The organism is Butyricicoccus sp., assembly GCF_977037065.1.
On the sequence record NZ_CDRQNY010000015.1, the window covers coordinates 34065 to 57258 of the forward strand.

Here is a 23194-nt window from a genome sequence, read left to right on the forward strand (position 1 = left end):
TTGTGCCAATCTCTTTTTGATTGAGAATGGAAAATGATTGCGGCGGTCATTCGAGGCTGACATACTGCTGGGGATCGACCTTTTCATCATTCACCTGCACCTCAAAATGCAGATGCGGGCCGGTGGAGTTGCCGGTATTGCCGGAAAGCGCGATTTTATCGCCCTTGCTGACCACATCGCCGACCGACACGAGCAGCTGTGAATTATGCCCGTACAGCGTCTTGAAGCCGTTCCGGTGGTCGAGGATGATATAGCTCCCGTAGCCGTTGCCGGAGTCCTCTGCAACGATGACCTTGCCGTTATCCGCGGCATAGACCGGCGTGCCTTCGTCCACGGCGAGATCTACGCCACCGTGCAGGCGGCCCCAGCGGTACTTGAATGCCGAGGTGAACGTGTAGCTGTTCAGCGGCACGGCAAATTCTCCGGTGCCGATGCCGACATTGCGCGTGCCGACCTCGACAATTTCGTCGGTGGCCTGCCGGAGCACGGTGCGCGCAAGGATGGTGCGCGTGCGCTCCTCGCCGTCCACGGTTTCAATCTCGGCGGTGACCTGCGCTGTACCCGCACAGCCCTGCTGGACGGTCTCGCGGTAGGTCTGGTCCTGATTTTCGTTCTCCTGCGTCACGGTGTCGAACGGAATCTGCTCGGTGTAGGTGACGGCGCGGGTCGCAGTCACGTCAAGGCATTGCGACAGGGTATCATACAGCGCGGAATCGGTCTCTGCAAGCGCGGCTGGCGCAACGGCCTTGTCCACGCGGACGGTCTGCAGGAAGTGTACGTTTTCGTCTGCCGCTGTCGTGTACGCGGCCTTGATCCGGTCGAGCGCGGCCTGCGCGCCGTCCGTATCGGCGGCAATGGCGGTCTGTTTGCCGTCCACCGAAATAATGGCAAGCGTGTCCAGATCGCCGCTGGCAGTGATGAGATTGCGCTCGAGTTCCTCCTGCGTCAGCAGGGGAGCGGCTGTCCGCACCGGTTTGGCCTGCAGGCGCAGCGGCAGGTAATAGTCCGTGCCGGAAACGGCGGATGCGCTGGATTCAACCGCGTTTACCGCGTTCAGCAGCGTTGCGCTGTCCTCGATGACACCGAGCGGCTGACCGTCCGCAAGCAGCAGCGTGCCCGGCCTGGTCAGCAGCAGAGCAGGCAGCAGGAACAGCAGCCCGAATGCGCTCAGCGCACAGACCGAACGGCGGCGGCCTGCCTGCCGCAGAACACCGGCAAACCGGCTCCAGACCGGCAGGTCGTATACGCGGCAGATCGTGCGGTCGAGCAGCAGGATGAGCCGCAGAAGCAGGTAGAGCAGGCGTGAAATCACGCCCAAAACAAAAGATAACAGGTTTCGCATGATGGTAGTATGGCGGAATGATGTGCGCCATATTCACTCCTTTCAATGGTTACAGTTTGGTAACAGCACCAAGAATACCCATTTCAGGGAGCGAAGTCATACGAAACCTGTCGCTAAGTTATCAAATTTTTACTTTTTGATGGGTGTGCCCGTGAAATCCGTGGGGAAAAAACGCGGATCGAGCGGCTTCTGCTGATAATAGCGGTCGAGGGCGGCACGCTGCAGCGAGACCGCCAGCGGCACGGCGGCATCAAACAGATCGGAGAAGGAATCCGTTCGCTCGCCGGTGCGGGATGTCCACGGACGGTGCTCCTGATTGGTGCAGTCCGCCGCGAGCGGCTCTGTCGGACGGATGAGAGAGGACGCAAAACCGGATTTGCCGATCAGGTGCTCGAACCGCTGCAGACGGCTGAGCGCAGAGGCGCCCTGATGCGCGAGATGGTGCATGCGGCGCATATCGTTCATCGAGTGGTAGACGGCGGCAGGCGTGATATGCACGCCGTACGTCTCCCGCAGAGCCTGCGCCAGAATTTTCGCCGCGAGAGGGGACTCGGGCGCATCCGGCTCCAGATAGCGGTACGCCTCGTACTCGGCGGGCGTGTCCGAGACAAAATCCGCGATCATCACACCGTCGATGTCGCTTTCGACTAAATGGCGGCGTGCCTCGGCAGAGTAGCCCGGCATGAACTGCGACAGCCTGTCCGCCTGTGCGGAAACAAACGAATAGGTTACGCGGCTGAGCGCATAGTGCGTGCAGAATCCGAATACATACGCGAGCGCAGCCGTGTTGTGCGATGCAACGGCGGCTTTGCACAGTGATTCGAACAGCGGCGCGGGCGGCTCGGTGCAGACGCGGTTCGCCAGTCTGCGCAGCGCGGACGGGAACGGCGCGTGATAGAGCGCCAGCGGGTCCGCTCCCTGCGAGCCCCATCGGTAGGCCGCCGGATAGGAGGACGCGATATGGGCGACCGAATCACTGGTTACGCGCTGTACGGTAGCCGCAAAAATATGGTAAGTGACATAAGAAGGCATGGCTTTTCACCTCTTGCAGACAAATTGGTATCTTTAGTATAGCGCAAAACATTGCAAAATTCCAGCGAAAGCGGTATACTATTTTTATGCAGAAAACGGGGAGCAGAAAATCCCCTTATAAAGTTGGAGGAATTACATTATGAAACTCGGCATCGTAAGCCGTCTCTAAACAAAAATTCTTCTATGAAATGCAATATAGCTCTATATTGCTAAATATAAGAACTTTTTGAAAATATATAAATCTATAAAAATCGCTATAACTCACCGGCAAAAGGGTGAGTAATCGGGTGAAAACAGGTCATGCAACACAAAAGGCCCACTGCGATGCAGTGAGGCTTTTTCTTTTCGCATGATTTTTGTACCATGGGAATGAAACAGATAAAACGTAGAAAGGCGGGAAATCAATATGAATAAGTTAAGAACTGTGTTAGCACGCATTGATACCGGTCATCTATCGAAACTGTGGATATTCTATCGTGATTATTTCAAAAGCGATGAGGCCTGCCTCGATTTTATATTTGATGTTGTGCATAACGAACCGTTGAGCACAACATGGCAACAAGATGTAGATGAAAGCCTGTTCATTCCGCGACGGATGATGAATTGCGTTGAACGTATGGTATCAACGGCGAGTGATATGGAGCTGATACGGAAAGGCAAAGATATTTTCAAAATTGTTTTGCTGGTTTCGTGTGTTGAAACGCTTCAAACGTTGGCCGGAAACAAGAGCATGAGCAAAAAGGAAATGCTCTTCAACTTTTGGGGAAATTATACTCCAAAACAAGATAAAGCGTATATTCGTAAAAACTTTGGGCGTGATATTGCTGCTGATGGTGACATTGACAAAGGCATTGATCCATCAAATGATGGTCAAGAGGATTCGTTTTGGCAGTTTATCAGCGTCTTAAATGAGTATCGAAATGGTGCCTCACATGAAGGCGAGTATTGGGACATATGCTTCAAGAATGATAACAGGCGAACACCGATTTCTCTCTACGCTACGGTGTGGTTAAGTAATGAAGAACAACAGTTGGCGCAGAAGCAAGCCAAGCACAAGCAAGAGAAAAATTCAGAAGATCACGAACAAAAACGGTTGCAAAAAACAAAACATACATTTTCCAGCAAAATTAGTTATAGAAAATTTGAAAAGATTTTCGTTTACACATGTATCAACTTTATAAAGGTATATGTGCGCGACAGGGGGAAGAAGGAAAATGCCGACACTCACATGGATTGGCAAGGACAAAGTAATCAACCACCATCTGGAAGTGCCGTATCGGGTACTGGAACGGCAGTACAGCTTTGACGAGAACGGACAGCACGAGACCGATAACGGCAGTGCCAACAAAATTATTCATGGCGACAATCTGGAGGCATTGAAGGCACTGCTGCCGGAGTACGAGGGGAAGATCAAGTGCATCTATATAGATCCACCGTACAACACCGGCAACGAGGGCTGGGTGTATAACGACAACGTAAACGACCCGCGCATGAGGGACTGGCTGCACAAGACGGTCGGCAAAGAGGGCGAGGACCTGAGCCGCCATGACAAGTGGCTGTGCATGATGTATCCGCGCCTGAAACTGCTGCAAAAGCTGCTGGCCGAGAACGGCGCGATTTTTATTAGTATTGATGATATTGAATATACCAATCTCAAATGTATATGTGATGAAATTTTTGGAGCGAGCAATTACCAGTCGACGTTGATTTGGCACAGTAGACAACGTGCAGATAATAGAAACAAAACTATGCTTTCCGTCGATCATGAGTATGTCCTTGTTTATAGTAAAAGCGATCTTTTTTCGCTCAAGGGTGTCGAAAAAGACATTTCAAAATATAACAATCCCGATAATGATCCACGCGGTCCTTGGGCCAGCATTGATCTTTCTGGTTTAGCGAATGCGCAACAGCGTCCAAACCTTCATTATGATATTGTTGATCCTAAAACAGGATTGGTTTATCCTCCAAATCCTAATAGAGGATGGTCGAAAAGCAAAGAAAATGTAGAGCGGATGATTAGTGAGGGGCGAATTCTTTTCCCTAAATTGCCGACAGGTCGACCTCGTGAAAAAAAGTTCCTTAAAGACCTTTTAAGCGAGAATACCGGTTTTTCCAGTATTCTTACTCCAGACGTAGGGTATACAACCGACGGAACTCGTATTATGCGCAAAATGTTTCCAGAGGCTCAGTTTGCTTTTCCAAAGAGTGTTAACTTAATTCAGACTCTTGTCGATCAAGCTACATCAAATAACGACATTATTCTCGACTCCTTTGCCGGTTCGGGCACGACGGCGCACGCGGTGCTGAACATGAACAGGGCGGACGGCGGAAACCGCAGATTTATCCTTGTGGAGATGGGCGACTACGCCGACAGCATTACCGCCGAGCGCGTCAAGCGGGTGATCAACGGCTACGGCGAGGGCAAAAAGGCGGTCGATGGCACCGGCGGCAGTTTCAGCTATTATGAGCTGGGCGAACCGCTGCTGTGCGGCGATGTTCTGAACGAAAAGGTCAGTACGGATAAAATTCGGGAGTATATCTACTTCACCGATACAAAAAGCAGTCTGCCGGAACCAAATCCGGACGAGCCGTATTTCCTCGGCGTTCATGTCGGCAGTGCCTACTATTTCTATTATGAGAAGCAGGCTGTCACCACCCTGAACCGCGCGTTCCTGAACACCGTTCGCACCCGCGCAGACGCTTATGTGATTTACGCTGACCTCTGCACCCTCAGTGATGCGGAATTGGAGAAATATCACATCACCTTTAAGAAAATTCCGCGCGATATTACGAAACTGTAAGGGGAGTATGGCATGGAACTGAATACATATCAAAAGCAGGTCATGCGTGACCTTTCCGCCTATATGAACTGCGTCAACCATAGTCCGAATCTATTTGCCGCTTGGCGGGATTACTGGGCGGAAAAAGATATTGCCGTAGGACTGGGCGGTGTACCGACCTATAACAACTCGATTGACGGCGTTCCTCATGTCTGTATGAAGGTGCCGACCGGCGGCGGCAAGACCTTTATGGCCTGTGCATCGGTCAAGCGCATTTTCGATGCTCTGCCGACCGGCAAGCCCCAGCTTGTTGTCTGGCTGGTTCCCAGCGATTCGATCCTGACGCAGACCATTCAGAATTTGTCGAATGTTGATCATCCGTATCGTCAGCGGCTCGATCAGGAGTTCGCCGGTCGTGTCGGTGTTTACACAAAGGAAATGCTGCTGAACGGACAGAATTTTTCGCCAGATACCGTTCGGGAGATGCTGACCGTCTGCGTGATGAGCTACGGTTCTCTGCGCATCAACAGCAAGAAAAAGGATGTCCGCAAGGTTTATCAGGAGAACGGCAATCTGTTCCGCTTTGCCGAGTATTTCAAAGATGAATCAGTGCTGCTGTCCGATACGCCGGATACGGCACTGATTCAGGTGCTTCGCCATCTGGAACCGGTTGTCATTGTGGACGAAAGCCACAACGCCGGTTCTGACCTCAGCACCGAGATGCTGAACAACCTGAATCCGTCCTTTATTCTCGATCTGACGGCAACGCCACGCAAGAACAGCAATATTATCTCCTATGTTGACGCGCGGGAACTCAAGAAAGAGCATATGGTCAAACTGCCGGTTGTTGTTTACAACCGAACCTCGCGTCAGAGCGTCATTCAGGACGCAATTCAGCTTCGCGGCAGTATTGAGCAGGAGGCCATAGCCGCAGAACAGGCGGGCGGTGCGTATATCCGGCCTATCGTGCTGTTTCAGGCTCAACCGCGCACGAAGGACAACAGCGACACCTTCGACAGGATCAAGTCTATGCTGATTGCGATGGGCATTCCGGAGGAACAGGTTGCGGTCAAGACTTCCGACATAGACGATCTTAAGGGGCAGGACCTTATGAGCCGAACTTGTCAAATTCGGTACATTATTACGGTCAACGCACTGAAAGAGGGCTGGGACTGCCCGTTTGCGTATATTCTGGCCTCGCTTGCGAACCGCACCTCGGCGGTCGATGTAGAGCAGATTCTCGGCCGTATCTTGCGTCAGCCGTATGCGCGGCAGCATCAATCGCCATTGCTGAATACCTCTTATGTACTGACGAATTCGGCGGATTTCCATAACACGCTGGAAAAAATCATTGCTGGTCTGAACAAAGCCGGTTTCAGCCGTCGGGACTATCGTGTTGGCGAATCCAATCCGGTTCCTCCGCAGCCTGCACCGTCGGCCGCCGAACAGACAACGATGGAGCCGCAGCCAGAGCCGCCCGCAGAGGAAAGCGACAGCTTTGATGATGTCGATGCACAGAAAATCAAGGAAACGCTGAACAGTCCTGCACCGGCCGCAGACGGGGCATCTGATATGGTGCGTCAGGCAAAGCAGGAAGCCGAGGAATATAATCAAAAAGTCAACGAACCGGATAACGGAATGGAGGGTGGAGACTTGGGAGCAATGCTGCATCAGTACAAAATGCAGTCGTATCTTGTGGAGGAGGTTTCGGCGTTGGAAATTCCGCAGTTCTGCCTTCCGACACTTCCGAACTTGTTCAACAACGGCGAGCAGGGCTATGATATACTGGAACCGGCACACCTGTCGGAAGGATTCTCACTGAAAGCACAGGACGCGCAGATTAACTTTGAACTTGCTACCGGTGAAATGTATCGCGTTGATGTGGAAAGCAGTGGTGAGGCCGTTCCGAAGTATCACCGTGCAGACAGCGAACTCAATGAATATATCCGCAAACGGCTGGCGCACCTCCCGCCGGAACAAAAGGTGGAAAGCTGTATTCAAAACATTTGCAGCATACTCAATAAGAATAACCGCTACGTTGCATCGGAGATTAAGGAGTACGTTCGCCGGATTATAGACGGCATGACGGACGATGAACTGACCGCGATGGAAAGTGCAATTTCTTCCTATTCAGCTAAAATCGCGGATAAGATCAAAGCACTGGAGGAGGCCTATCGGGAAAAGCAGTTTTACCGGTGGCTCGATGCGGGCAAGATTGAGGTTCATGGAAGCTATACGCTGCCGCTGGTTATCACACCGGCCGATGCGACAGACGCTATTCCGAAGTCACTCTATGAAGCCGAAAAAAGCGATATGAACAACGGTGAACACGAGCTGATAGACGCGGTGGTTGCTCTGGAGAATGTGAAATGGTGGCATCGGATTATTGATCGAAAAGGGTTCCGCATTAACGGCTTTATCAATCATTATCCGGACTTCATGGTAATGACCAAATCCGGCAAGCTGGTACTGATTGAGTATAAAGGTGATGATCGTGACAATAGCGACAGCCGCCGCAAGTTGGAACTCGGACGCAAATGGCAGTCGCTGTGCGGGCCGAACTATAAATACTTTATGGTTTTCAAGAATCGTGAATTTTCCGCTGATGGCGCGTATACGATTGATCGGTTCTTGGAGGTTTTGAAGGAATTATAAGAATAACATTTGTTCGGTAAATTACGCCAAAATGGAACGTTTTTACCGAACAACCGTTCTTCGATGAATAAACTTGCGTTTTTTCACAACAAATGATTTGACTTTGGCGTTGGACTGTGGTATGCTATATACAAGCTATAAGAGGATGACAGGACGGAGAAGATCTGTCTTGTGTATTGAATAAGTAAACATGAGGGTATAACCAAGAGTAGAGCATTGGTTATACCCTTTTATTTTGTCTAAATTCTAATTTAAGGAGAAAATTTGATATAAGGAGAAAAATGCTGTCGGATTGCTATTCACTTAGCTCTGAATAACTGGAAGGACGGTGGTTTTATGTTTCAGTTAGCAAAAACTTGTTCCCATGCAATGATTTGCGAAAAACTTTACTGCCATGATTCCGACAGTGTTAAACAGATTATCAACATTATTTTTAGGTTGCTGGTTATAGGTGCGGCAAGAATCTAATCACCCCAGCAAATCCGAAACAAAAATAGATGTTAAGAAATTGGCCCAGATTGTATCCCATGAACGGTATCGAAAGGGCTGGTCCCAGCGTAAAGCTGCTAAGCTTTGCGGACTTACTCGAAATTCATATATGCAAATCGAGGAAGGGGCTACTCAGAATCCCAGACCTGCAACAGTGGAAAGAATTGCTGCTGTATATGACATTGACATTAAACGTCTTATGTATGCAGATAGTGGCGAAATCTCGGATTGTGTACAACTCGTGGAAGAGTTGCGTCGTATTCAGGCGGAGAAAAAAGCTGTCTCCAAAAAAATATCGGCTATGGAAAAGGAGCTTATGGAGCTTCGAGCCGAATTTAATGAATACGACCAAAAAATCAATGATATGCTGGCTCAACGGGATGATATATAAATAGTAATAAATATCGTTTGGCATACTTCGGCATAGTTCAATTAAAGATTTGGTATAGTTTGGCCCACGACACACAACTTGAGAAAAGGTAAACTAAAGTCACAAGGCAAGAAGTAATTGCCTTGCGGCTGGCCAGCCAATTTACTAATAACCATCTAATAACCATAAGCCAAGCTTGGCTCCCTTTTAGGGAATCGGAAAACAAAGAAGGAGGCAAGTCCAATGAAGGGACTGAATCAATTCCGCCGGTTCGACTGGAACGGTTTTGCATCGGACAAGATCTTTCAGGTCGTTTCGGTCGCTGACTGGGCCGACCATGACACCGGTCATCACCTTGGCAAGCGTGTTACGGTTGTAATCACGCAGGATAACACCCGGTACGCGTTCAAGGAAGGCCAAATGTTCACCAACCTGTTTGAGCGTCTGACCTTCAAGGTTACGGGGGACACAAGTGTGGCTATCGGTGACATCATGGTCCCGATCGATGCGGTCGCCCGTTGCTACGGCGAGTTCAACAACCAGCTCTCGGTAACCTGCAAGGGTATCCGCGTCGTACCGCCGCAGGAAACACCGAAAGCAAGGGAGTGAGTTCGTCATGCACTACCGCTCCAAAACCTCGCCGCTGCGCTTCGCTCCGGTCTATGTTCAGCTCGCTTGTTTCGGCGGCCTCGCGCTGCTGCTGAGCGTGCTGTGTGGCCTTGGATATATTCAGTGCTCCCCCTCCGCGGGGGACGCTGATATTCTGACGGCATTGAACGCCAGTGTAGCAGCAACGGCACTCAAGTTATGCGGTTTCGCTTTTGTGTTGGCGATCCTGTTGGGCGGCGCAGCAGTGATGTGTTACCGCCGAATGTCCGACGCAGCGCGTATAAGGAGCCTTGTCCGGCAAGGGCTGTTCCAGCCTTCGAGAGGCAACCCGCTACATCTCCGAGATGGCGATTTACTCCCGAAAGTGTGGTGTCGGCGCATTGAAACGGGTGTTTACGAGCTGGCCATCTGCGCACAGCAAAGTGTAACCATTGACACTATCCTTGAGGCTGCACCTTCCATTTCGGCAGCATTAAACCGACGGTTTGAACGGTTCGCGATTACGCGAGCTGAGGCGGATATAGCGTTTGTAGCTGCCTCTTTTCGGCTTGAAGATGTTAAAGCGGACCGTTCGCTTACTGTTCAGTTTGTCGACGAACTGCCGCCGAAGAAATCAACAGCGTTGCGAGTGGACCAACGGATCCACATAGACCTGACCACTTCGGGCTCTATTCTGGTTGCAGGCAAAACCCGCAGTGGCAAAACGACTGGCGTTATCTCTCTGTTGCTGCAAGTGCTCGCCGCTGGCCCAGACGACTATGGCAGCCGAGTGACAATCATCGATCCTAAGCAAGCTGAACTATCCCGCTTGCCGCACACCGTTACGCTTGATGCTGATGGCGAGGCTAAAACTATTTTGTTAACGTTGGAATCGTATTGTGAAACGATACGGAAGCGACAGCAGATTCTAAACGACCTGTCCGAAAAGACCGGTGATGCTGTAAAATGGTGGGAGGAAGGTTTTCACCCGTCATTCATCTTTATTGATGAGTATGTAGCCTGCCGGACCATGTTCCCGAAGAAGCCCGCGAAAGATAGCAACTATTGTCTGGATGCGTTTGATGCACTGGTGAAACGGATCGTGACCATGGGCGCATCAGCAGGTTGCTATGCAATCATCAGTATAGCAGAGGCAAGCGTGCAAGAAGGTGGTCTACCTGCTATGCTGCGTTCCGCTATGGGAACGAAGGTACTGTTTCGTCCGACATTGCCGGAAGCGAAACTGATCTGGGATACCGAAAAGCTGACCGAGCTTTCGACCGGACGGATTTATTCCGCGGGTGACGCATGGTTTTCCAGCACTGACGGTGAACATGATGCCGTATCGTTCGTTCATTTTCCGCATTTGGACTTTGCGGTGTATAGCGAACTCGGGCGGTTATTAACAGCCTACTATGCTGGCGACACTGCCGAGGCGTAGCCAGAGCGCAGTGTGCCATGTGCCAAAATGGTAAAAATCCAGTTAAAACCCGGCTGCTGGGGCTTGTTGAAGCAGCCGGGTAACACTGTGCCATTGTGCCAAAAGAGATAAAAAAGAGGTATCAAATGGAAGAACAACAGAGAAAACGCTATCATAACATGATGTTAGCACAACAGATTCAGTATCTCAAGCCACCACTTAATACACTGGATAAGTTGCTCACAAAAGCAGGAAAAATCGGAGCAGAACGCTACGCCGGCATTTTGCACGACAAGGATATAGGAGAAGAAGATCATGTCCACGTATTTATGCATTTTAAGAATAGTCGTGAAATAAAAGCAGTTGCGAAAGCTCTTAATATTGCTCCACAATATATCGAGAGTTGGGACAATGGTATAAGCAACGGTTTCGCTTATCTAACACACCGAACGAAAAATGCAGAAAACGACTATCAGTACGCCGCCACCGAGGTAACGGCCAATTTTGATTATATAAATTGGCTTGAAAAGTTCGAGGCGAAACACAAAAAGAAGAACAAGATTGATTCTCGAAGAAATGAAATTGAGCATTTACTCGATTGTCTTTATGTCGGGATTTTGACACGCGAAGAAGTGGAAAAACAACTGTCGGGCAGCGAGTACGCCAAGAACAACAAGAAGATAGAAGACGTCTGGACAAAGCGGCTGCAAAATCTTGCGGAAGAACGCATGAAACAACGCAAAGCTGAGGGACAGCAAGTGGAAGTAATCTGGATTTATGGAGAAGCAGGAACAGGCAAAACCCGTTTTGCCAAAGAGCAGGCCGCAAAGCGCAATACTCCCTATTTCATAACCGGAAGCAGCCGCGATCCGTTTCAGCGTTACAACGGTGAAGATGTGATCATCTACGATGAAGCCCGTCCTCCTGACATTCGTTTCTCCGACCTGCTCAAGCTGTTGGATCCTTATGGAGAAGATGTATCTGCGCCAAGCCGCTATTATGACAAGGCCATCTGCGCGGCGGTATATTTCATTACGACACCGTATTCACCCAGCGAATTTTACCAGAATATCGTGGGCGATGGTTGGGTAACACAAACGGACGGTTTCGATCAGTTGCTGCGCCGCCTGTCACTGGTTCTACACATGACGGAGGAAACGATTGAAGCAGTCGAATATCGCTCGGCGATAAAAGAATTTCGACCGATTGTGGGCGCAAATCGCCCGAACCCCTATTGTCAACCTCCGGAAAAGCAGCAGGATAACAAGATAGAAAAGTTCAATGCACTTTTTGAAGATATACATAGTACAGATGAGGAATAGCTATGGAAGATAAAATCACTGTACCGATCAAGGACAAGCTGTTGCTGACCATTAAAGAAGCGGCAGTCTATTCCAGCATCGGTATGAACCGTATTGATGCGATGCTGAAAGAGGACGGCTGTCCGTTCGTTCTCTTTGTAGGTAGCAAGAAGCTGGTCAAGCGCAAAGAGTTTGAGGAATACATCTCCAAGCACTTTGTTGTATAAGTGAAAATCATCACCTCGCTGTATTTTGGAGATGCGGCGGGGTGTTTTATACCTCAAAAATCGAAAAAACTCGTTTATCTCTTGTGAAAATGAAACAAGCATGTTAAAATAAAAGTGTTGCATGGCTTGTTTTCTCGATAGAGGAAGGAGCCAAGTTTATGGCAAAGAATTTGAAGGGAAAGGAACTCGGCAAGGGAATAGGCCAGAGAAAAGACGGCCTGTACTATGCGCGATGCACCAATCGAGCGGGAAAACGACTGGAAAAGTGCTTTTCATCGCTCACCGAGGCACGCAACTGGCAGAAAGAGCAAAACTATCTGAAACTGCATACTGCGCAAATGTCTGTACGGATACCGGAGAGCAAACCGGCATCAGATAACAACAGCATGACGGTGAACGAATGGTTTGAGCTTTGGCATAAAACCATGTTAACAGGTTTGGCAGAGAACACCAAACGCAACTATCGGGAGCGTTATGAGATCAACGCAAAAGCCATTCTGGGTGACTTGCGTTTGACGGAAGTCAAGCCGATACACTGTCAAGCAGTGCTGAACAGCATGATCGGTCGTTATGCCAACTCCACGATCAAGCAAACATATATTGCAATGGGTGTGCTGTTCAAAAGCGCGAAGATCAACGAACTGATCGAAAAGCACCCGATGGACGGTGTGCGTTTTGACGGTCCGATCAAAGCGAAGGACGAGATACACTTTCTTACCCGCGAGGAACAGAAGTTGTTTCTGGAAACGGCGAAATGTTCGCACAACTATGTGCAGTACGCTCTAATTCTGGAAACCGGACTGCGGACCGGTGAACTCATCGGATTGACTTGGGACGCGATTGACTGGGACCGCCACACGCTGACCGTCAACAAAACGATGGAGTTCCGCTATAAGCAGCAGGAGTGGCGTGCTGGGCCGCCTAAGACGCGCAACAGCTATCGGACGATCCCATTGACCGACAGAGCGTATCAGTTGCTCTGGGACCTCTATATCGGTCGAGAGTATCGCAAAGAAGCCGAGGCACTCAACAAGACGCTGACCTACATAGACCGCCGGACTGCTAAATCAGTCACATTCAATATGCGCGACCTTGTGTTCATCAATTTTCGGACGGGTATGCCCGCGAAGAACAGCAGCTACGACACACATCTGTACAAGCTGTGTGAACGTGGTGGTATCAAGAATTTCTGTATGCACGCGTTGCGGCACACCTACGCGACACGCGCTATCGAAAGCGGTATGCAGCCGAAGATTTTGCAAAAGCTGCTCGGCCACGCCAGCATCAAAACAACGATGGACTTATATGTTCATGTGACCGATGATGCAATGTTTGAGGCCGTCAAGCAGTTTCAGCAAGATCGCGCTATCTGAATTACTCACTCTGAAAAGTAAGAAAAAAGGTGAGTAAAGGGTGAGTAAAATTCTGTGTCAAAAACAAAACGCCAAAAGAAGTTGCATAAAACAATGATTTTAATGGTTTGACAGCAGCTTTCTTATATAAAATAAAGGAGATGTATTTACATATGAAATTAGGCATCGTCGGACTGCCAAACGTCGGCAAGTCTACCTTGTTCAACGCAATTACGCAGGCAGGCGCGGAAAGCGCAAACTATCCGTTCTGCACCATCGACCCGAACGTCGGCATGGTTGCTGTACCGGATGAGCGTCTGCAGCCGCTGACCGATCTCTATCACGCAAAGAAGACCACGCCTGCGGTGGTCGAGTTCGTGGACATTGCCGGTCTGGTGCGCGGCGCAAGCAAGGGTGAGGGTCTGGGCAACAAGTTCCTGTCCCACATCCGCGAGGTTGACGCCATCGTTCACGTTGTCCGCTGCTTCGACAACGAGAACATCGTGCACGTTGAAGGTTCGGTCGATCCGGCCCGTGATATCGAGACTATCAACCTCGAGCTGATCCTTGCGGACATCGAGCACCTCGAGCGCCGTCTCGACCGTACCCGCAAGGCTGCGAAGGCAGACAAAAAGCTGCTCCGCGATGTGGAAATCCTCGAGAACCTGAAGGCGCATCTGGAGGAGGGCAAGACCGCCCGCACCTTCGAGGGCTTTGGCGAGGATGAGGACATTGACCGCGTGATCGGCGAGAGCGACCTGCTGTCCGCGAAGAAGGTCATCTACGCGGCAAACATGGACGAGGAAGGCTTCACCGGCAACGACACCGAGAACGAGCGCCTCAAGGCGGTACAGGCCATCGCAGACGCAGAAGGCGCGATGGTTCTGCCGATCTGCGCAAAGCTGGAGGAGGATATCGCCGGCATGGACGCAGAGGAGAAGGAGATGTTCCTGTCCGAACTCGGCCTGCACGAGTCCGGTCTGGATCGTCTGATCAAGGTCTGCTACGACCTGCTCGGCCTGATGAGCTACCTTACCGCCGGTGAGCAGGAGGTCCGCGCGTGGACCATCGAGAAGGGCACAAAGGCGCCGCAGGCTGCCGGCAAGATTCACACCGACTTCGAGCGCGGCTTCATTCGCGCTGAGGTTATCAACTATAAGGACCTCATCGAGCTTGGCTCGCTGGCTGCTGCCCGCGAAAAGGGTCTGGTTCGCTCCGAGGGCAAGGAGTATGTGATGCAGGACGGCGATGTTGTTCTGTTCCGCTTCAACGTCTGATTCAAACATTTTACGCAGACCACAGTCGTTTTGACTGTGGTTTTGCTTTGTAAAAGGAGAAATTTCGCTCCCTGCAAGATGGTGTTTATCAGCAGATTTATTTGCAGGTGACAGGCGGTATAACGTGTTAAAAAGCTGCGCGGCACTGTTATCCCACAGGGAACGCTCGCTTGCCCGACGGGCAACTCGCCTTGTGCTGCGCCTGCGCGGTGTCAGCGCAAATTCCGTTCGCTTCGCAAGCGACCGACCCAAATTTGGCGACCACACCAAAATAATCCCTTGTTTTTTGTGCAGCTTTGCTGTATAATGGAGATGTGTTTTATAATACGGAACGAAGGGAAGCGTTTTCATGGCGGAGCAATCGACCGTTCAATCGCTCGACCGCGCATTCGATTTGCTGGAAACTCTGTGCCGCAGCCGCAACGGCATGAGCATCGGCGGCCTGTCTGCGGAAACCGGCCTGCACAAAAGCACGGTTCACCGTCTGCTGACCAGCATGTGCGCGCGCGGCTATGTGCAGCGCGACGCGGAAACCAGCGTCTACCGCGCCGGTATGCGCCTGTGCGAGTTGAGCAGCTATATTGTGGATAATCTGGATATTGTTGAGAGAGCACGCGCGTCGCTTGAACGGCTCGAGCAGTGCACGGATGAGACGGTTCACCTTGTCATGCGCGACGACAAGGACATTGTGTACATCCATAAAGTGGATAATGGCTCGTCTGCCATCCGCATGTTCTCGCGCATCGGCATGCGCCTGCCGCTGTACTGTACGGGTGTCGGAAAGGCAATTCTTGCCACATGGAGCATCGCAGAGGTGCGCGACGTGTGGCAGCACAGCGATGTGCACGCGTGGACCGAGCACACCATCGTCGATGAGGACGCATTCTTCCGCGAGATCGACAAGGTGCGTCAGCTTGGTTATGCGCTCGACAATGAGGAGAACGAGCTTGGCGTGCGCTGCATTGCAGCCGCCATTCCGGACTACCGTGGACGCGCGTCCTACGCGATTTCGCTGTCCGCGCCGGTCAGCCGCATGACCGACCAGCGCGTGGCAGAGCTGCGTGCGCCGCTCATGGCTGCGCGGGACGAAATCGCGCGTGCGCTCGGTGGCAGCCGCTTTTGAGGAGGGCAGAGCATGAACACACTTTCGGTTGTACATGATGTGCTCCGGCGGCAGGTTCGGGAAGGCGATTTTTGTATTGATGCGACTGCGGGCAAGGGCAGAGACACAGCGCTGCTGTGCCGTCTGACAGGCGAAAACGGCCGTGTGCTGGCCTTTGATGTGCAGGAGGATGCCGTTCGGCAGACCCGCGAGCTGCTGGCGAAGGAGCACCTCAGCGCCGAGGTTTACCTCGACAGCCACGCTAACATGGCGCACTACGCCGAACCGGAGACGGTGGACTGCATCGTGTTCAATTTCGGCCGTCTGCCCGGCGGAGACCCGACAAAATTCACCACCGCAGAGACTTCACTGCCTGCTGTTGATGCGGGTCTGAAGCTGCTCAAAAAAGGCGGATTGATGGCGCTTGCGCTCTATTACGGCAAGGAAAACGGCTATGAGGAGCGCGATGCAATTCTGGCTCACTTGCGGGAACTCGACGACCGAACCTATACCGTGCTCGGCTGTGAGTGGATGAACCGCAAAAATGATCCGCCGCTGCCGATTTTCATCTGGAAGGAGTAACGAATTATGCCTTGGTGCCCGAAATGCGGCGCGGAATACGTCGAGAATGTTCGTAAATGCAAGGATTGCGACGTGAGGCTGCTCGACCATAAGCCGACACCGGACGAAATGCTTCCTCCGGACCCGAAGCCGACAGGCTGGCGGCGGTTTGTCACAAGAGAACGATTCCTGCGCGTGCTGAAAACGCTGATCGCCATTTTGCTGGCGCTGGCGGCTGCGCTGTCGCTGCAAGGATTACTGTAAACGTGTTGTAGATGTAAAAAGGAGAATGGAACGAATCCATTCTCCTTTTGTGCTGTCTGGGTTATTTTTGCTTGCGCAGGGCGCGGTGCATGATTTTGCCGGTTGCGGTGTGCGGCAGGGAATCAACGATGTTGTAGATGCGCGGCCACTTGTACGAGGACAGCATGGGACTGTTCGTGCAGTACTCCTTCAGCTCCTCAACGGTGAGGGAGGGATCGCTCGGCACAACATATGCCGCAACAACTTCGCCGCGCAGCTTGTCCGGCGCACCGATAACGGCGCTCTCTGCGACCTTGGGATGGTCGTTCAGTACGGCTTCGATCTGCGGCGGATAGATGTTCTCGCCTGCGGAAACGATCATATCGTCCTTGCGGCCGCGCACGGTGACGAACTCGTTCTCGTCCCATGTGCCGACGTCGCCGGTGTACAGAAAGCCCTTGTAGAACTTCTGCTCGGTCATTTCCGGGTTATTATAGTAACAAAATGCGCTCTTTGCCGGAGAGGAGATGATGATCTCGCCCTCGGCCACGTTGTCGTGCGGGACCAGGTCGTCCGGCTCGGAATGGGAGCCGTCCTCGCGCAGCTTTACGATGCGGACCTCGTCGTCCGTACACGAGCGGCCGGCCGAGCCTGCGTTATCCGGCAGGTCGAACGGGCGCAGAAATGTGTTCCAGAAGGATTCCGTCGTGCCGTAGCCGTTGAAAATGTTCGGCGTGAGCAGCTTCATATACTTCTCACATGCGCTCTTTTCAAACGGCGCGCCCATGGTGACAATGCCGCGCAGGGCGGACAGGTCGTGCGGGGTGCGCTCCTGCGTGCGGGCGAGCATGGCGATAATGGTCGGTACACCGATCAGGAACGAGATGTTGTACTTCGCGGCATATTCCAGGCAGCGCTTCGGTGCAAAATCGCGCAGAATGACAACTTCGCCGCCCGCATAGAGGGTCGGGCACGGGCCGCCGGAGTGGATGCCGCCGCGGTGGAACCACGGGGTCATGTTCATCGTGCGGTCGGTCGGACCGAGAGGGAAGTGCATCATAACGTCATGCGCGGAAAGCACCTCGTTGATATTGTTGATCGGCACGCCCTTCGGACGGTTGGTTGTGCCGGAAGTGTACAGACGGGTGGTCTCGTCGTAGATGTGCGGGTCGAAGTCGATCGGCGGGTCGTTCTCCGGCTGATCGGCAACGTAATCCGCATAGCGCACCTGACCGGCAGGTACGGCATCGTCCGCGCCGACAACGATCTTGATGGCAGGCTTGCTCTCGCACAGGTCGAGCGCACCGCCGGACAGCTCGCCGAACTCGGCGTCGTAGATGAAAGCCTTGGGCGTGCTGTCATCAATGACGAGTGCAATCTCGCCTGCGCCCTGCCGGTAGTTGACCGGACACGCGACCGCACCAATCTTGTGCGCCGCCAGATAGCAGAAAACAAACTCCGGCGAATTGAGCAGGGTGAACATGACAACATCGTTCTTGCCGACGCCGTCCGCGCGCAGCGCCTGCGCCAGACGGTTGGCTTCGGCGTTCAGTTCGCGGTAGGTCCAGCGGCGGCCGGAATGCGGGTCAAAGAGTGCCGGTCGGCTGCCGAAACGCGAAACATTGCGCAGGAAACCGTTCAGATAGGTGAAACGGGTTTCAAATGTGTCGCGGAACATGGAAATATCATAGGTGTATTCGTGACTCAAGGGATCACCTCTTAATAATTTGTATGGGGAATTAGCAATTCATAATTACCTCAGGGGATGGTTGTATATAGAGTTAAAAACTACTTAACGAATATCATAATACCACATAATCACGAAATTGCAAGAAGAAAAATCTTACAGGGACACAAGCTGCGTGCCGATGTCCCTGTTTGTTTATTGCTTGACAGGAGGAGAATTGCTGCACAAGCTTCTCACTCCTATCGCCTCACTGTTTCTCGTACCGAGCAACAATCAGGCTGGAATTCTGTCCGCCGAAGCCGAGCGAATTGCTCATTGCGGCGTTGATTTCCGCCTTGCGCGCGGTATTCGGCACGTAATCCAGATCGCATTCCGGATCGGGCTTTGCCAGGTGCAGGGTGGGCGGCAGAACGCCTTCCTCGATGGCTTTGATGCAGGCAATGGCTTCGGTCAGGCCGCCGGCACCCATGAGGTGGCCGGTCGCGGACTTGGTGGAGCTCATCGGCGGTGCGCTTTCGCGGCCGCCGAACACGGTCTTGACCGCCAGCGTTTCGGCCTTGTCGCCAAGCAGCGTGGACGTGCCGTGCGCGTTGATATAGCCAATGTCGGACGGCTGCATGCCGGCCCTCTTGAGCGCCAGCTTCATGCAGCGGGAAGCGCCTTCGCCGTCCGGGCAGGGCGCGGTAACGTGGTGTGCATCCGAGGTGTTCGCGTAACCGGCGAGTACGGCGTGGATTTTTGCGCCGCGGGCGAGTGCATGCTCCTCGGTCTCGATCAGGAGAGCGCCGCCGCCTTCACCGATAACGAAGCCGTCGCGGTCAAGGTCGAACGGGCGGCACGCCTGCTCAGGGTCGTCGTTTCGGCGGGAAAGCGCCTTGGCCTGCGACAGACCGGAAACCACGATCGGGCACAGAATGCTTTCGCCGCCGACAGCCAGAACCGCGTCTGCCTCGCCGGAGCGGAGCAGCATCGCTGCGGTCATGATGGCGTCGCCGCCTGCCGAGCATGCCGTATTGAGTGTCAGACTCGGGCCGTGAATGCCGTGTGCAATCGAGATCTGGGCGGCAGCGATGTTGCCGATGGTCATCGGCACAAAGCGAGGACCGACGCGCTTGCCTGTGTCGAACGCAGCCTGCGTCTGTGCAACGGTGGTAACGCCGTCCATTGCAGTGCCCATGACGATGCCGATACGGTCGCTTTCGCTCTCGATGGGCAGCTCACTGTCCTTGAGAGCCTCCTCGGCCGCAACAAAGGCAAACTGCATGAACGGGTCCATCGTGCGGGCCAGCGTTTTCGGCATGTAGGCAGCGGGATCGAAGTCCTTCAGCTCTGCCGCGATCTGCACGGGCAGTTCGGATGCATCAAAGCGGGTAATTTTTCCTACACCGCATTGTCCCTCCACCAGTGCGGACCAGTATGCGTCCACACCAATACCGATCGGCGTAACAGCGCCCATACCGGTGATGACCAATTTCTGTTCTTTCATGCTTGTTCCCCTACTTACTGAAATTTATGCGAAGGCCTGTCCGATAGTGATCAGGCAAATATATAATATGCGCTACTTAATAGCATTATAGCAGAAATGCACGGAAAAGAAAAGACACTTTACATAGTAAAGTGTTCAAATTTGTTTTGCACAGTGCCCCGGATTGATGCAGTATTTGCACAAAAAAGGAGACGGTCAGGGACCATCTCCTTGCAAATGCGTTATTTCTCTTTGGGCCGGATGTCGATGGACGGGTTGTAGGCATAGTAGTTCTTGGCATCCAGATTATCCTGCACAACGCGCAGCGCGTCTCCGAACCGCTGAAAATGCACGACTTCTCGTTCCCGCAGGAATTTGAGCGGCTCGCGCACATCCGGGTCGTCGATCAGGCGGAGAAGGTTGTCGTAGGTTGTTCTGGCTTTTTGCTCTGCTGCCATATCCTCAAACAGATCAGTGATCGGGTCTCCTTTGGACTGGAACGTTGCGGCGCTCCACGGCACACCGGAGGCCGACTGCGGGTAAATGCCGGTCGTGTGATCGACAAAGTAGGCGTCAAAGCCGCCTTCCTTGATCTGCTCAGGTGTGAGATTACGCGTCAGCTGGTACACGATAGCGGAGATCATCTCCATGTGCGCAAGTTCTTCCGTGCCGATGTCCGTCAAAATGCCCTTGCATTCCTTATACGGCATGGCGTACCGCTGGTTGAGATAGCGCATGGACGCACCCAGCTCGCCGTCCGGGCCGCCAAGCTGAGAGATAACAATTTTGGCGGTCTGCGGATTCGGATTCTTGATCTTTACCGGAAACTGCAATCGTTTATCGTATGACCACATCAGTCCTCAGCTCCTTCCCACGGCCACGGATCGTCGATCCACGTCCAATGTCCGCTGCAGGTATCCACCTCGCGGGCGGTCAGCGGACCGAATGCATCCTCGTACTCAGCGGCGGCCTTGTCAAACGCCGTGCGCATTTCGTTGTAGTATTTGAGCGCGGCAGCGTTGTCCGGATGGCCGTCGAGGTACTCGATCACCTCAACAAGCGCGAAATCGTACATGCGCACGCGCCCGAGCAGTTTGGCCTTGTCGGTCATTGCGGCACTGCCTCCTCTCCGAGAAACGGCTTGTCGAGTGCCGGGAAGATCGTGCCGCGCGAGAACGCCAGCACCGGATCATACGGCGTATCAAATTCCTGCGTCGGCACAAAGGCCATCGCAAGCGAAAGCAGACCGGCAGGAATACTCTCCTTGGTCTGTAAATGATTCTGCATGGTTATGCTCCCTTCGTATAAGGTAGGAGTTAGGAGATAGGAGTGGATAATGATTCACCCCGCCCTGCAATATCATCACGATACCTCCTAACTCCTCACTCTCAACATACGCCGTTGGGTCTTAACAAGTTCCGACATTTATGTTATACTAATAGTACTCTTATAAGGGGAGGCATGAAAAATGGAGCTTTCTGAAATCAGAGAACAAAGTGCGAAGGCGGCAGAGCAGGTTTGCGAGGCAGCCAAGCTGAAGATCGGCGACCTGTTTGTGGTCGGCTGCTCGTCAAGTGAGATCCTGGGCGAGAAGATCGGCACGCATTCCAGTGTAGAGATAGCCGAAGCGGTATTCGAGGGCATTCACAGCGTACTGCATGAGCACGGCGTGGAACTGGCGGCACAGTGCTGTGAGCACCTCAACCGTGCGCTGATCGTGGAGCGTGCTGTGGCAGAGCAGTTCGGTCTGGAGGAGGTCAACGTCGTTCCGCAGCCCAAGGCAGGCGGTTCGTTCGGCACGACCGCGTACAAGCGCTTTGATGATCCGGTGGCGGTTGAGTCGCTCAAGCAGAGCGCCTCTGCGGGCATGGACATCGGCGGAACGCTGATCGGCATGCACATCAAGCCGGTGGTCGTACCGCTGCGCATTGAGACCAAGAAGATCGGCGAAGCCGTTCTGCTGTGCGCACGCCGCCGTCCGAAGTTTGTAGGCGGCAGCCGCGCAGTCTATAACGAAAAACTTTTGTGAGGATTTTATGGGATTAAAAGCAGTTTTTTTCGATCTGGATGACACGTTATACACCAGCTTTCAGGCCGGGGACGCCTACGCCTACGAAAAGCTGGAGGAGTGGGCCATCAGCACGTTTGGAGACAAAGGCAAGGGGTTCGCGGACGCATTCCGCGTCAACCGCAAGCGTCTGGCACGGCAGCAGCCTGCCATGCCGCCTACGCATGACCGTGTGCTGTTTGCGCAGGGCGCACTCGAGCGCATGGGCCTGAACGCCGTTCGCTATTCGCGCGAGGCATTCCGCGTGTACTGGAATGCGGTGTTCGCTAAGATGACCTTGCGCCCGGGCGTGGCTGAGTTTTTGGATGAGCTGCGTGCGGCGGGCGTTAAGGTGGCCATCTGCACCAACATGCTGGCGGATATCCAGATGGAAAAGCTGGAGTACCTCGGCATTGCCGACAAGGTGGACTGCCTTGTTACGAGTGAGGAAGCCGGTGTGGATAAGCCGGGTTCGGCGATCTTCTGGCTGGCAATGCACAAATGCCGCTGTCTGCCGGAGGAGACCGTCATGGTCGGCGACAACTTCACGCACGATATTCAGGGCGCACTCGATGTTGGCATTGACGGCGTGTGGCTCAACTGGACGGACAAACCGAAACCGGTCGGTGAGCTGTCCTATACCGAGGTATGCACATTCGAGCAGGCAGCGGCGCATATCCGCACTTTGCTCTGATAAGTTAGGGAGGACAAGGAAAGACATGCAGCATTTTGACTACAAGCCGCACGGCGTATGTCCGATGAACATCTCGTTCGATCTGGACGGCGATACCGTGCACAACGTATCCTTCAAGGGCGGCTGCAACGGCAATCTGCAGGCAATCAGCCGCGTGGTCGAGGGCATGACCGTGGAGCAGATTGAAGGCTACTTCAAGGGCATTTCGTGCAGCGGACGCGGCACAAGCTGCTCGGATCAGTTGGCAACAGCGGTCCGTAAGGCGAAAGACGCGGAATAACATAAAAAGAACCGATATCCTGCGATATCGGTTCTTTGAGACTGTCGAAAAACTAACGTTTTCCGAGCAGTCTCTCGCTCGAAACCACGCTTTCAAGCGAAATCGAAGAAAAACCGCGCCCTGACGGGCACATTTTTTCTTCCCTTGTATAAATTCCGAGATACACAAGGTGAATTGCCGCATAGCGGCAAGAGAGGGTGGTCTGGACCATGCTCCCGGAATTTATGAATTTGCTTCGCAAATTCTATTTTATGCGTGCTGCCGCACGAAGCGTAAAAATTA

Annotated in this window: 23 protein-coding genes; 16 read left to right on the forward strand and 7 right to left on the reverse strand. The window is 52.8% G+C overall.

Features of this window, described 5'->3' with window-relative positions; translation table 11 throughout:
- Positions 1 to 46: 46 nt before the first annotated feature.
- Complete coding sequence (locus tag ACWVX6_RS06775; protein WP_455152712.1) at positions 47 to 1342, reverse strand: M23 family metallopeptidase; 1296 nt, start codon at positions 1340 to 1342, stop codon at positions 47 to 49.
- Positions 1343 to 1471: 129 nt separating this feature from the next.
- Positions 1472 to 2374 (reverse strand): hypothetical protein, encoded by a 903-nt coding sequence (locus ACWVX6_RS06780; protein ID WP_455152713.1) that lies wholly within the window; start codon positions 2372 to 2374, stop codon positions 1472 to 1474.
- Positions 2375 to 2780: 406 nt separating this feature from the next.
- Here ACWVX6_RS06780 and ACWVX6_RS06785 point away from each other — a divergent pair, with 406 nt between their 5' ends.
- From ACWVX6_RS06785 to ACWVX6_RS06845, 13 genes are all read left to right on the forward strand, one after another.
- Positions 2781 to 3680, forward strand: coding sequence for a hypothetical protein (locus ACWVX6_RS06785; protein ID WP_455152714.1), 900 nt, complete (start codon positions 2781 to 2783; stop codon positions 3678 to 3680).
- The gene (locus ACWVX6_RS06790) at positions 3589 to 5175 is read left to right on the forward strand and encodes a site-specific DNA-methyltransferase (protein WP_455152715.1); all 1587 of its coding nucleotides are present in this window, start codon (positions 3589 to 3591) and stop codon (positions 5173 to 5175) included. Before ACWVX6_RS06785 ends, ACWVX6_RS06790 begins: the two co-directional genes overlap by 92 nt.
- 12 nt (positions 5176 to 5187) lie before the next feature.
- Complete coding sequence (locus ACWVX6_RS06795; protein ID WP_455152716.1) at positions 5188 to 7809, forward strand: DEAD/DEAH box helicase; 2622 nt, start codon at positions 5188 to 5190, stop codon at positions 7807 to 7809.
- 451 nt (positions 7810 to 8260) lie between these two features.
- Positions 8261 to 8689: a helix-turn-helix domain-containing protein gene (locus ACWVX6_RS06800; RefSeq protein ID WP_455152717.1), complete on the forward strand. Its 429-nt coding sequence runs from the start codon at positions 8261 to 8263 to the stop codon at positions 8687 to 8689.
- 222 nt (positions 8690 to 8911) lie between these two features.
- A complete protein-coding gene (locus tag ACWVX6_RS06805) occupies positions 8912 to 9277 on the forward strand; it encodes a hypothetical protein (protein WP_455152718.1) in 366 nt (121 codons plus the stop codon).
- Between the two features lie 7 nt (positions 9278 to 9284).
- Complete coding sequence (locus tag ACWVX6_RS06810) at positions 9285 to 10697, forward strand: FtsK/SpoIIIE domain-containing protein (protein ID WP_455152719.1); 1413 nt, start codon at positions 9285 to 9287, stop codon at positions 10695 to 10697.
- A 125-nt stretch (positions 10698 to 10822) separates the two neighbouring features.
- On the forward strand, positions 10823 to 11998 hold the full coding sequence (locus tag ACWVX6_RS06815; protein WP_455152720.1) for a Rep family protein: 1176 nt from the start codon (positions 10823 to 10825) through the stop codon (positions 11996 to 11998).
- Positions 11999 to 12000: 2 nt separating this feature from the next.
- Positions 12001 to 12204, forward strand: a complete 204-nt coding sequence (locus tag ACWVX6_RS06820) for an excisionase (protein WP_455152721.1) — start codon at positions 12001 to 12003, stop codon at positions 12202 to 12204.
- 158 nt (positions 12205 to 12362) lie between these two features.
- The gene (locus ACWVX6_RS06825; protein WP_455152722.1) at positions 12363 to 13577 is read left to right on the forward strand and encodes a tyrosine-type recombinase/integrase; all 1215 of its coding nucleotides are present in this window, start codon (positions 12363 to 12365) and stop codon (positions 13575 to 13577) included.
- A 152-nt stretch (positions 13578 to 13729) separates the two neighbouring features.
- A complete protein-coding gene (gene ychF, locus ACWVX6_RS06830) occupies positions 13730 to 14833 on the forward strand; it encodes a redox-regulated ATPase YchF (RefSeq protein WP_118360199.1) in 1104 nt (367 codons plus the stop codon).
- Positions 14834 to 15182: 349 nt separating this feature from the next.
- Positions 15183 to 15956, forward strand: coding sequence for an IclR family transcriptional regulator (locus ACWVX6_RS06835; RefSeq protein WP_455152724.1), 774 nt, complete (start codon positions 15183 to 15185; stop codon positions 15954 to 15956).
- Between the two features lie 12 nt (positions 15957 to 15968).
- Positions 15969 to 16517, forward strand: a complete 549-nt coding sequence (locus ACWVX6_RS06840; protein WP_110437274.1) for a class I SAM-dependent methyltransferase — start codon at positions 15969 to 15971, stop codon at positions 16515 to 16517.
- Positions 16518 to 16523: 6 nt separating this feature from the next.
- The gene (locus ACWVX6_RS06845) at positions 16524 to 16760 is read left to right on the forward strand and encodes a hypothetical protein (protein WP_118360196.1); all 237 of its coding nucleotides are present in this window, start codon (positions 16524 to 16526) and stop codon (positions 16758 to 16760) included.
- A 61-nt stretch (positions 16761 to 16821) separates the two neighbouring features.
- Here the strand turns inward: ACWVX6_RS06845 and ACWVX6_RS06850 are convergent, their stop codons facing one another.
- From ACWVX6_RS06850 to ACWVX6_RS06870, 5 genes are all read right to left on the reverse strand, one after another.
- Positions 16822 to 18447: a class I adenylate-forming enzyme family protein gene (locus ACWVX6_RS06850; protein ID WP_455152725.1), complete on the reverse strand. Its 1626-nt coding sequence runs from the start codon at positions 18445 to 18447 to the stop codon at positions 16822 to 16824.
- Between the two features lie 226 nt (positions 18448 to 18673).
- Positions 18674 to 19912, reverse strand: coding sequence for a beta-ketoacyl-ACP synthase II (gene fabF / locus ACWVX6_RS06855; RefSeq protein ID WP_455152726.1), 1239 nt, complete (start codon positions 19910 to 19912; stop codon positions 18674 to 18676).
- Positions 19913 to 20133: 221 nt separating this feature from the next.
- Positions 20134 to 20745 (reverse strand): manganese catalase family protein, encoded by a 612-nt coding sequence (locus ACWVX6_RS06860; RefSeq protein ID WP_118647282.1) that lies wholly within the window; start codon positions 20743 to 20745, stop codon positions 20134 to 20136.
- Positions 20745 to 21002, reverse strand: a complete 258-nt coding sequence (locus ACWVX6_RS06865) for a spore coat protein CotJB (protein WP_118285050.1) — start codon at positions 21000 to 21002, stop codon at positions 20745 to 20747. Before ACWVX6_RS06865 ends, ACWVX6_RS06860 begins: the two co-directional genes overlap by 1 nt.
- Entirely contained in the window at positions 20999 to 21178 is a 180-nt protein-coding gene (locus tag ACWVX6_RS06870; protein WP_117491585.1) for a spore coat associated protein CotJA, read from the reverse strand. Before ACWVX6_RS06870 ends, ACWVX6_RS06865 begins: the two co-directional genes overlap by 4 nt.
- Positions 21179 to 21359: 181 nt before the next feature.
- Here ACWVX6_RS06870 and ACWVX6_RS06875 point away from each other — a divergent pair, with 181 nt between their 5' ends.
- The 3 genes from ACWVX6_RS06875 to ACWVX6_RS06885 are packed head-to-tail and all read left to right on the forward strand — an operon-like array spanning position 21360 to position 22912.
- Entirely contained in the window at positions 21360 to 21920 is a 561-nt protein-coding gene (locus ACWVX6_RS06875; RefSeq protein WP_455152727.1) for a TIGR01440 family protein, read from the forward strand.
- A gap of 7 nt (positions 21921 to 21927) precedes the next feature.
- Complete coding sequence (locus ACWVX6_RS06880) at positions 21928 to 22632, forward strand: HAD family hydrolase (RefSeq protein ID WP_455152728.1); 705 nt, start codon at positions 21928 to 21930, stop codon at positions 22630 to 22632.
- Between the two features lie 25 nt (positions 22633 to 22657).
- The gene (locus ACWVX6_RS06885; protein WP_118760952.1) at positions 22658 to 22912 is read left to right on the forward strand and encodes a TIGR03905 family TSCPD domain-containing protein; all 255 of its coding nucleotides are present in this window, start codon (positions 22658 to 22660) and stop codon (positions 22910 to 22912) included.
- The last annotated feature ends 282 nt before the right edge of the window (positions 22913 to 23194 follow it).

What these genes read in the sequence shown, in the direction of transcription:
- fabF (WP_455152726.1), bottom strand. Translation starts at nt 19,912, where the DNA reads ATGAAAGAACAGAAATTGGTCATCACCGGTATGGGCGCTGTTACGCCG.
- ACWVX6_RS06860 (WP_118647282.1), bottom strand. Translation starts at nt 20,745, where the DNA reads ATGTGGTCATACGATAAACGATTGCAGTTTCCGGTAAAGATCAAGAAT.
- ACWVX6_RS06875 (WP_455152727.1), top strand. Translation starts at nt 21,360, where the DNA reads ATGGAGCTTTCTGAAATCAGAGAACAAAGTGCGAAGGCGGCAGAGCAG.
- ACWVX6_RS06835 (WP_455152724.1), top strand. Translation starts at nt 15,183, where the DNA reads ATGGCGGAGCAATCGACCGTTCAATCGCTCGACCGCGCATTCGATTTG.
- ACWVX6_RS06810 (WP_455152719.1), top strand. Translation starts at nt 9,285, where the DNA reads ATGCACTACCGCTCCAAAACCTCGCCGCTGCGCTTCGCTCCGGTCTAT.
- ACWVX6_RS06795 (WP_455152716.1), top strand. Translation starts at nt 5,188, where the DNA reads ATGGAACTGAATACATATCAAAAGCAGGTCATGCGTGACCTTTCCGCC.
- ACWVX6_RS06865 (WP_118285050.1), bottom strand. Translation starts at nt 21,002, where the DNA reads ATGACCGACAAGGCCAAACTGCTCGGGCGCGTGCGCATGTACGATTTC.
- ACWVX6_RS06775 (WP_455152712.1), bottom strand. Translation starts at nt 1,342, where the DNA reads ATGCGAAACCTGTTATCTTTTGTTTTGGGCGTGATTTCACGCCTGCTC.
- ACWVX6_RS06780 (WP_455152713.1), bottom strand. Translation starts at nt 2,374, where the DNA reads ATGCCTTCTTATGTCACTTACCATATTTTTGCGGCTACCGTACAGCGC.
- ACWVX6_RS06790 (WP_455152715.1), top strand. Translation starts at nt 3,589, where the DNA reads ATGCCGACACTCACATGGATTGGCAAGGACAAAGTAATCAACCACCAT.
- ACWVX6_RS06820 (WP_455152721.1), top strand. Translation starts at nt 12,001, where the DNA reads ATGGAAGATAAAATCACTGTACCGATCAAGGACAAGCTGTTGCTGACC.
- ACWVX6_RS06880 (WP_455152728.1), top strand. Translation starts at nt 21,928, where the DNA reads ATGGGATTAAAAGCAGTTTTTTTCGATCTGGATGACACGTTATACACC.
- ACWVX6_RS06825 (WP_455152722.1), top strand. Translation starts at nt 12,363, where the DNA reads ATGGCAAAGAATTTGAAGGGAAAGGAACTCGGCAAGGGAATAGGCCAG.
- ACWVX6_RS06845 (WP_118360196.1), top strand. Translation starts at nt 16,524, where the DNA reads ATGCCTTGGTGCCCGAAATGCGGCGCGGAATACGTCGAGAATGTTCGT.
- ACWVX6_RS06885 (WP_118760952.1), top strand. Translation starts at nt 22,658, where the DNA reads ATGCAGCATTTTGACTACAAGCCGCACGGCGTATGTCCGATGAACATC.
- ACWVX6_RS06840 (WP_110437274.1), top strand. Translation starts at nt 15,969, where the DNA reads ATGAACACACTTTCGGTTGTACATGATGTGCTCCGGCGGCAGGTTCGG.
- ACWVX6_RS06785 (WP_455152714.1), top strand. Translation starts at nt 2,781, where the DNA reads ATGAATAAGTTAAGAACTGTGTTAGCACGCATTGATACCGGTCATCTA.
- ychF (WP_118360199.1), top strand. Translation starts at nt 13,730, where the DNA reads ATGAAATTAGGCATCGTCGGACTGCCAAACGTCGGCAAGTCTACCTTG.
- ACWVX6_RS06870 (WP_117491585.1), bottom strand. Translation starts at nt 21,178, where the DNA reads ATGCAGAATCATTTACAGACCAAGGAGAGTATTCCTGCCGGTCTGCTT.
- ACWVX6_RS06805 (WP_455152718.1), top strand. Translation starts at nt 8,912, where the DNA reads ATGAAGGGACTGAATCAATTCCGCCGGTTCGACTGGAACGGTTTTGCA.
- ACWVX6_RS06815 (WP_455152720.1), top strand. Translation starts at nt 10,823, where the DNA reads ATGGAAGAACAACAGAGAAAACGCTATCATAACATGATGTTAGCACAA.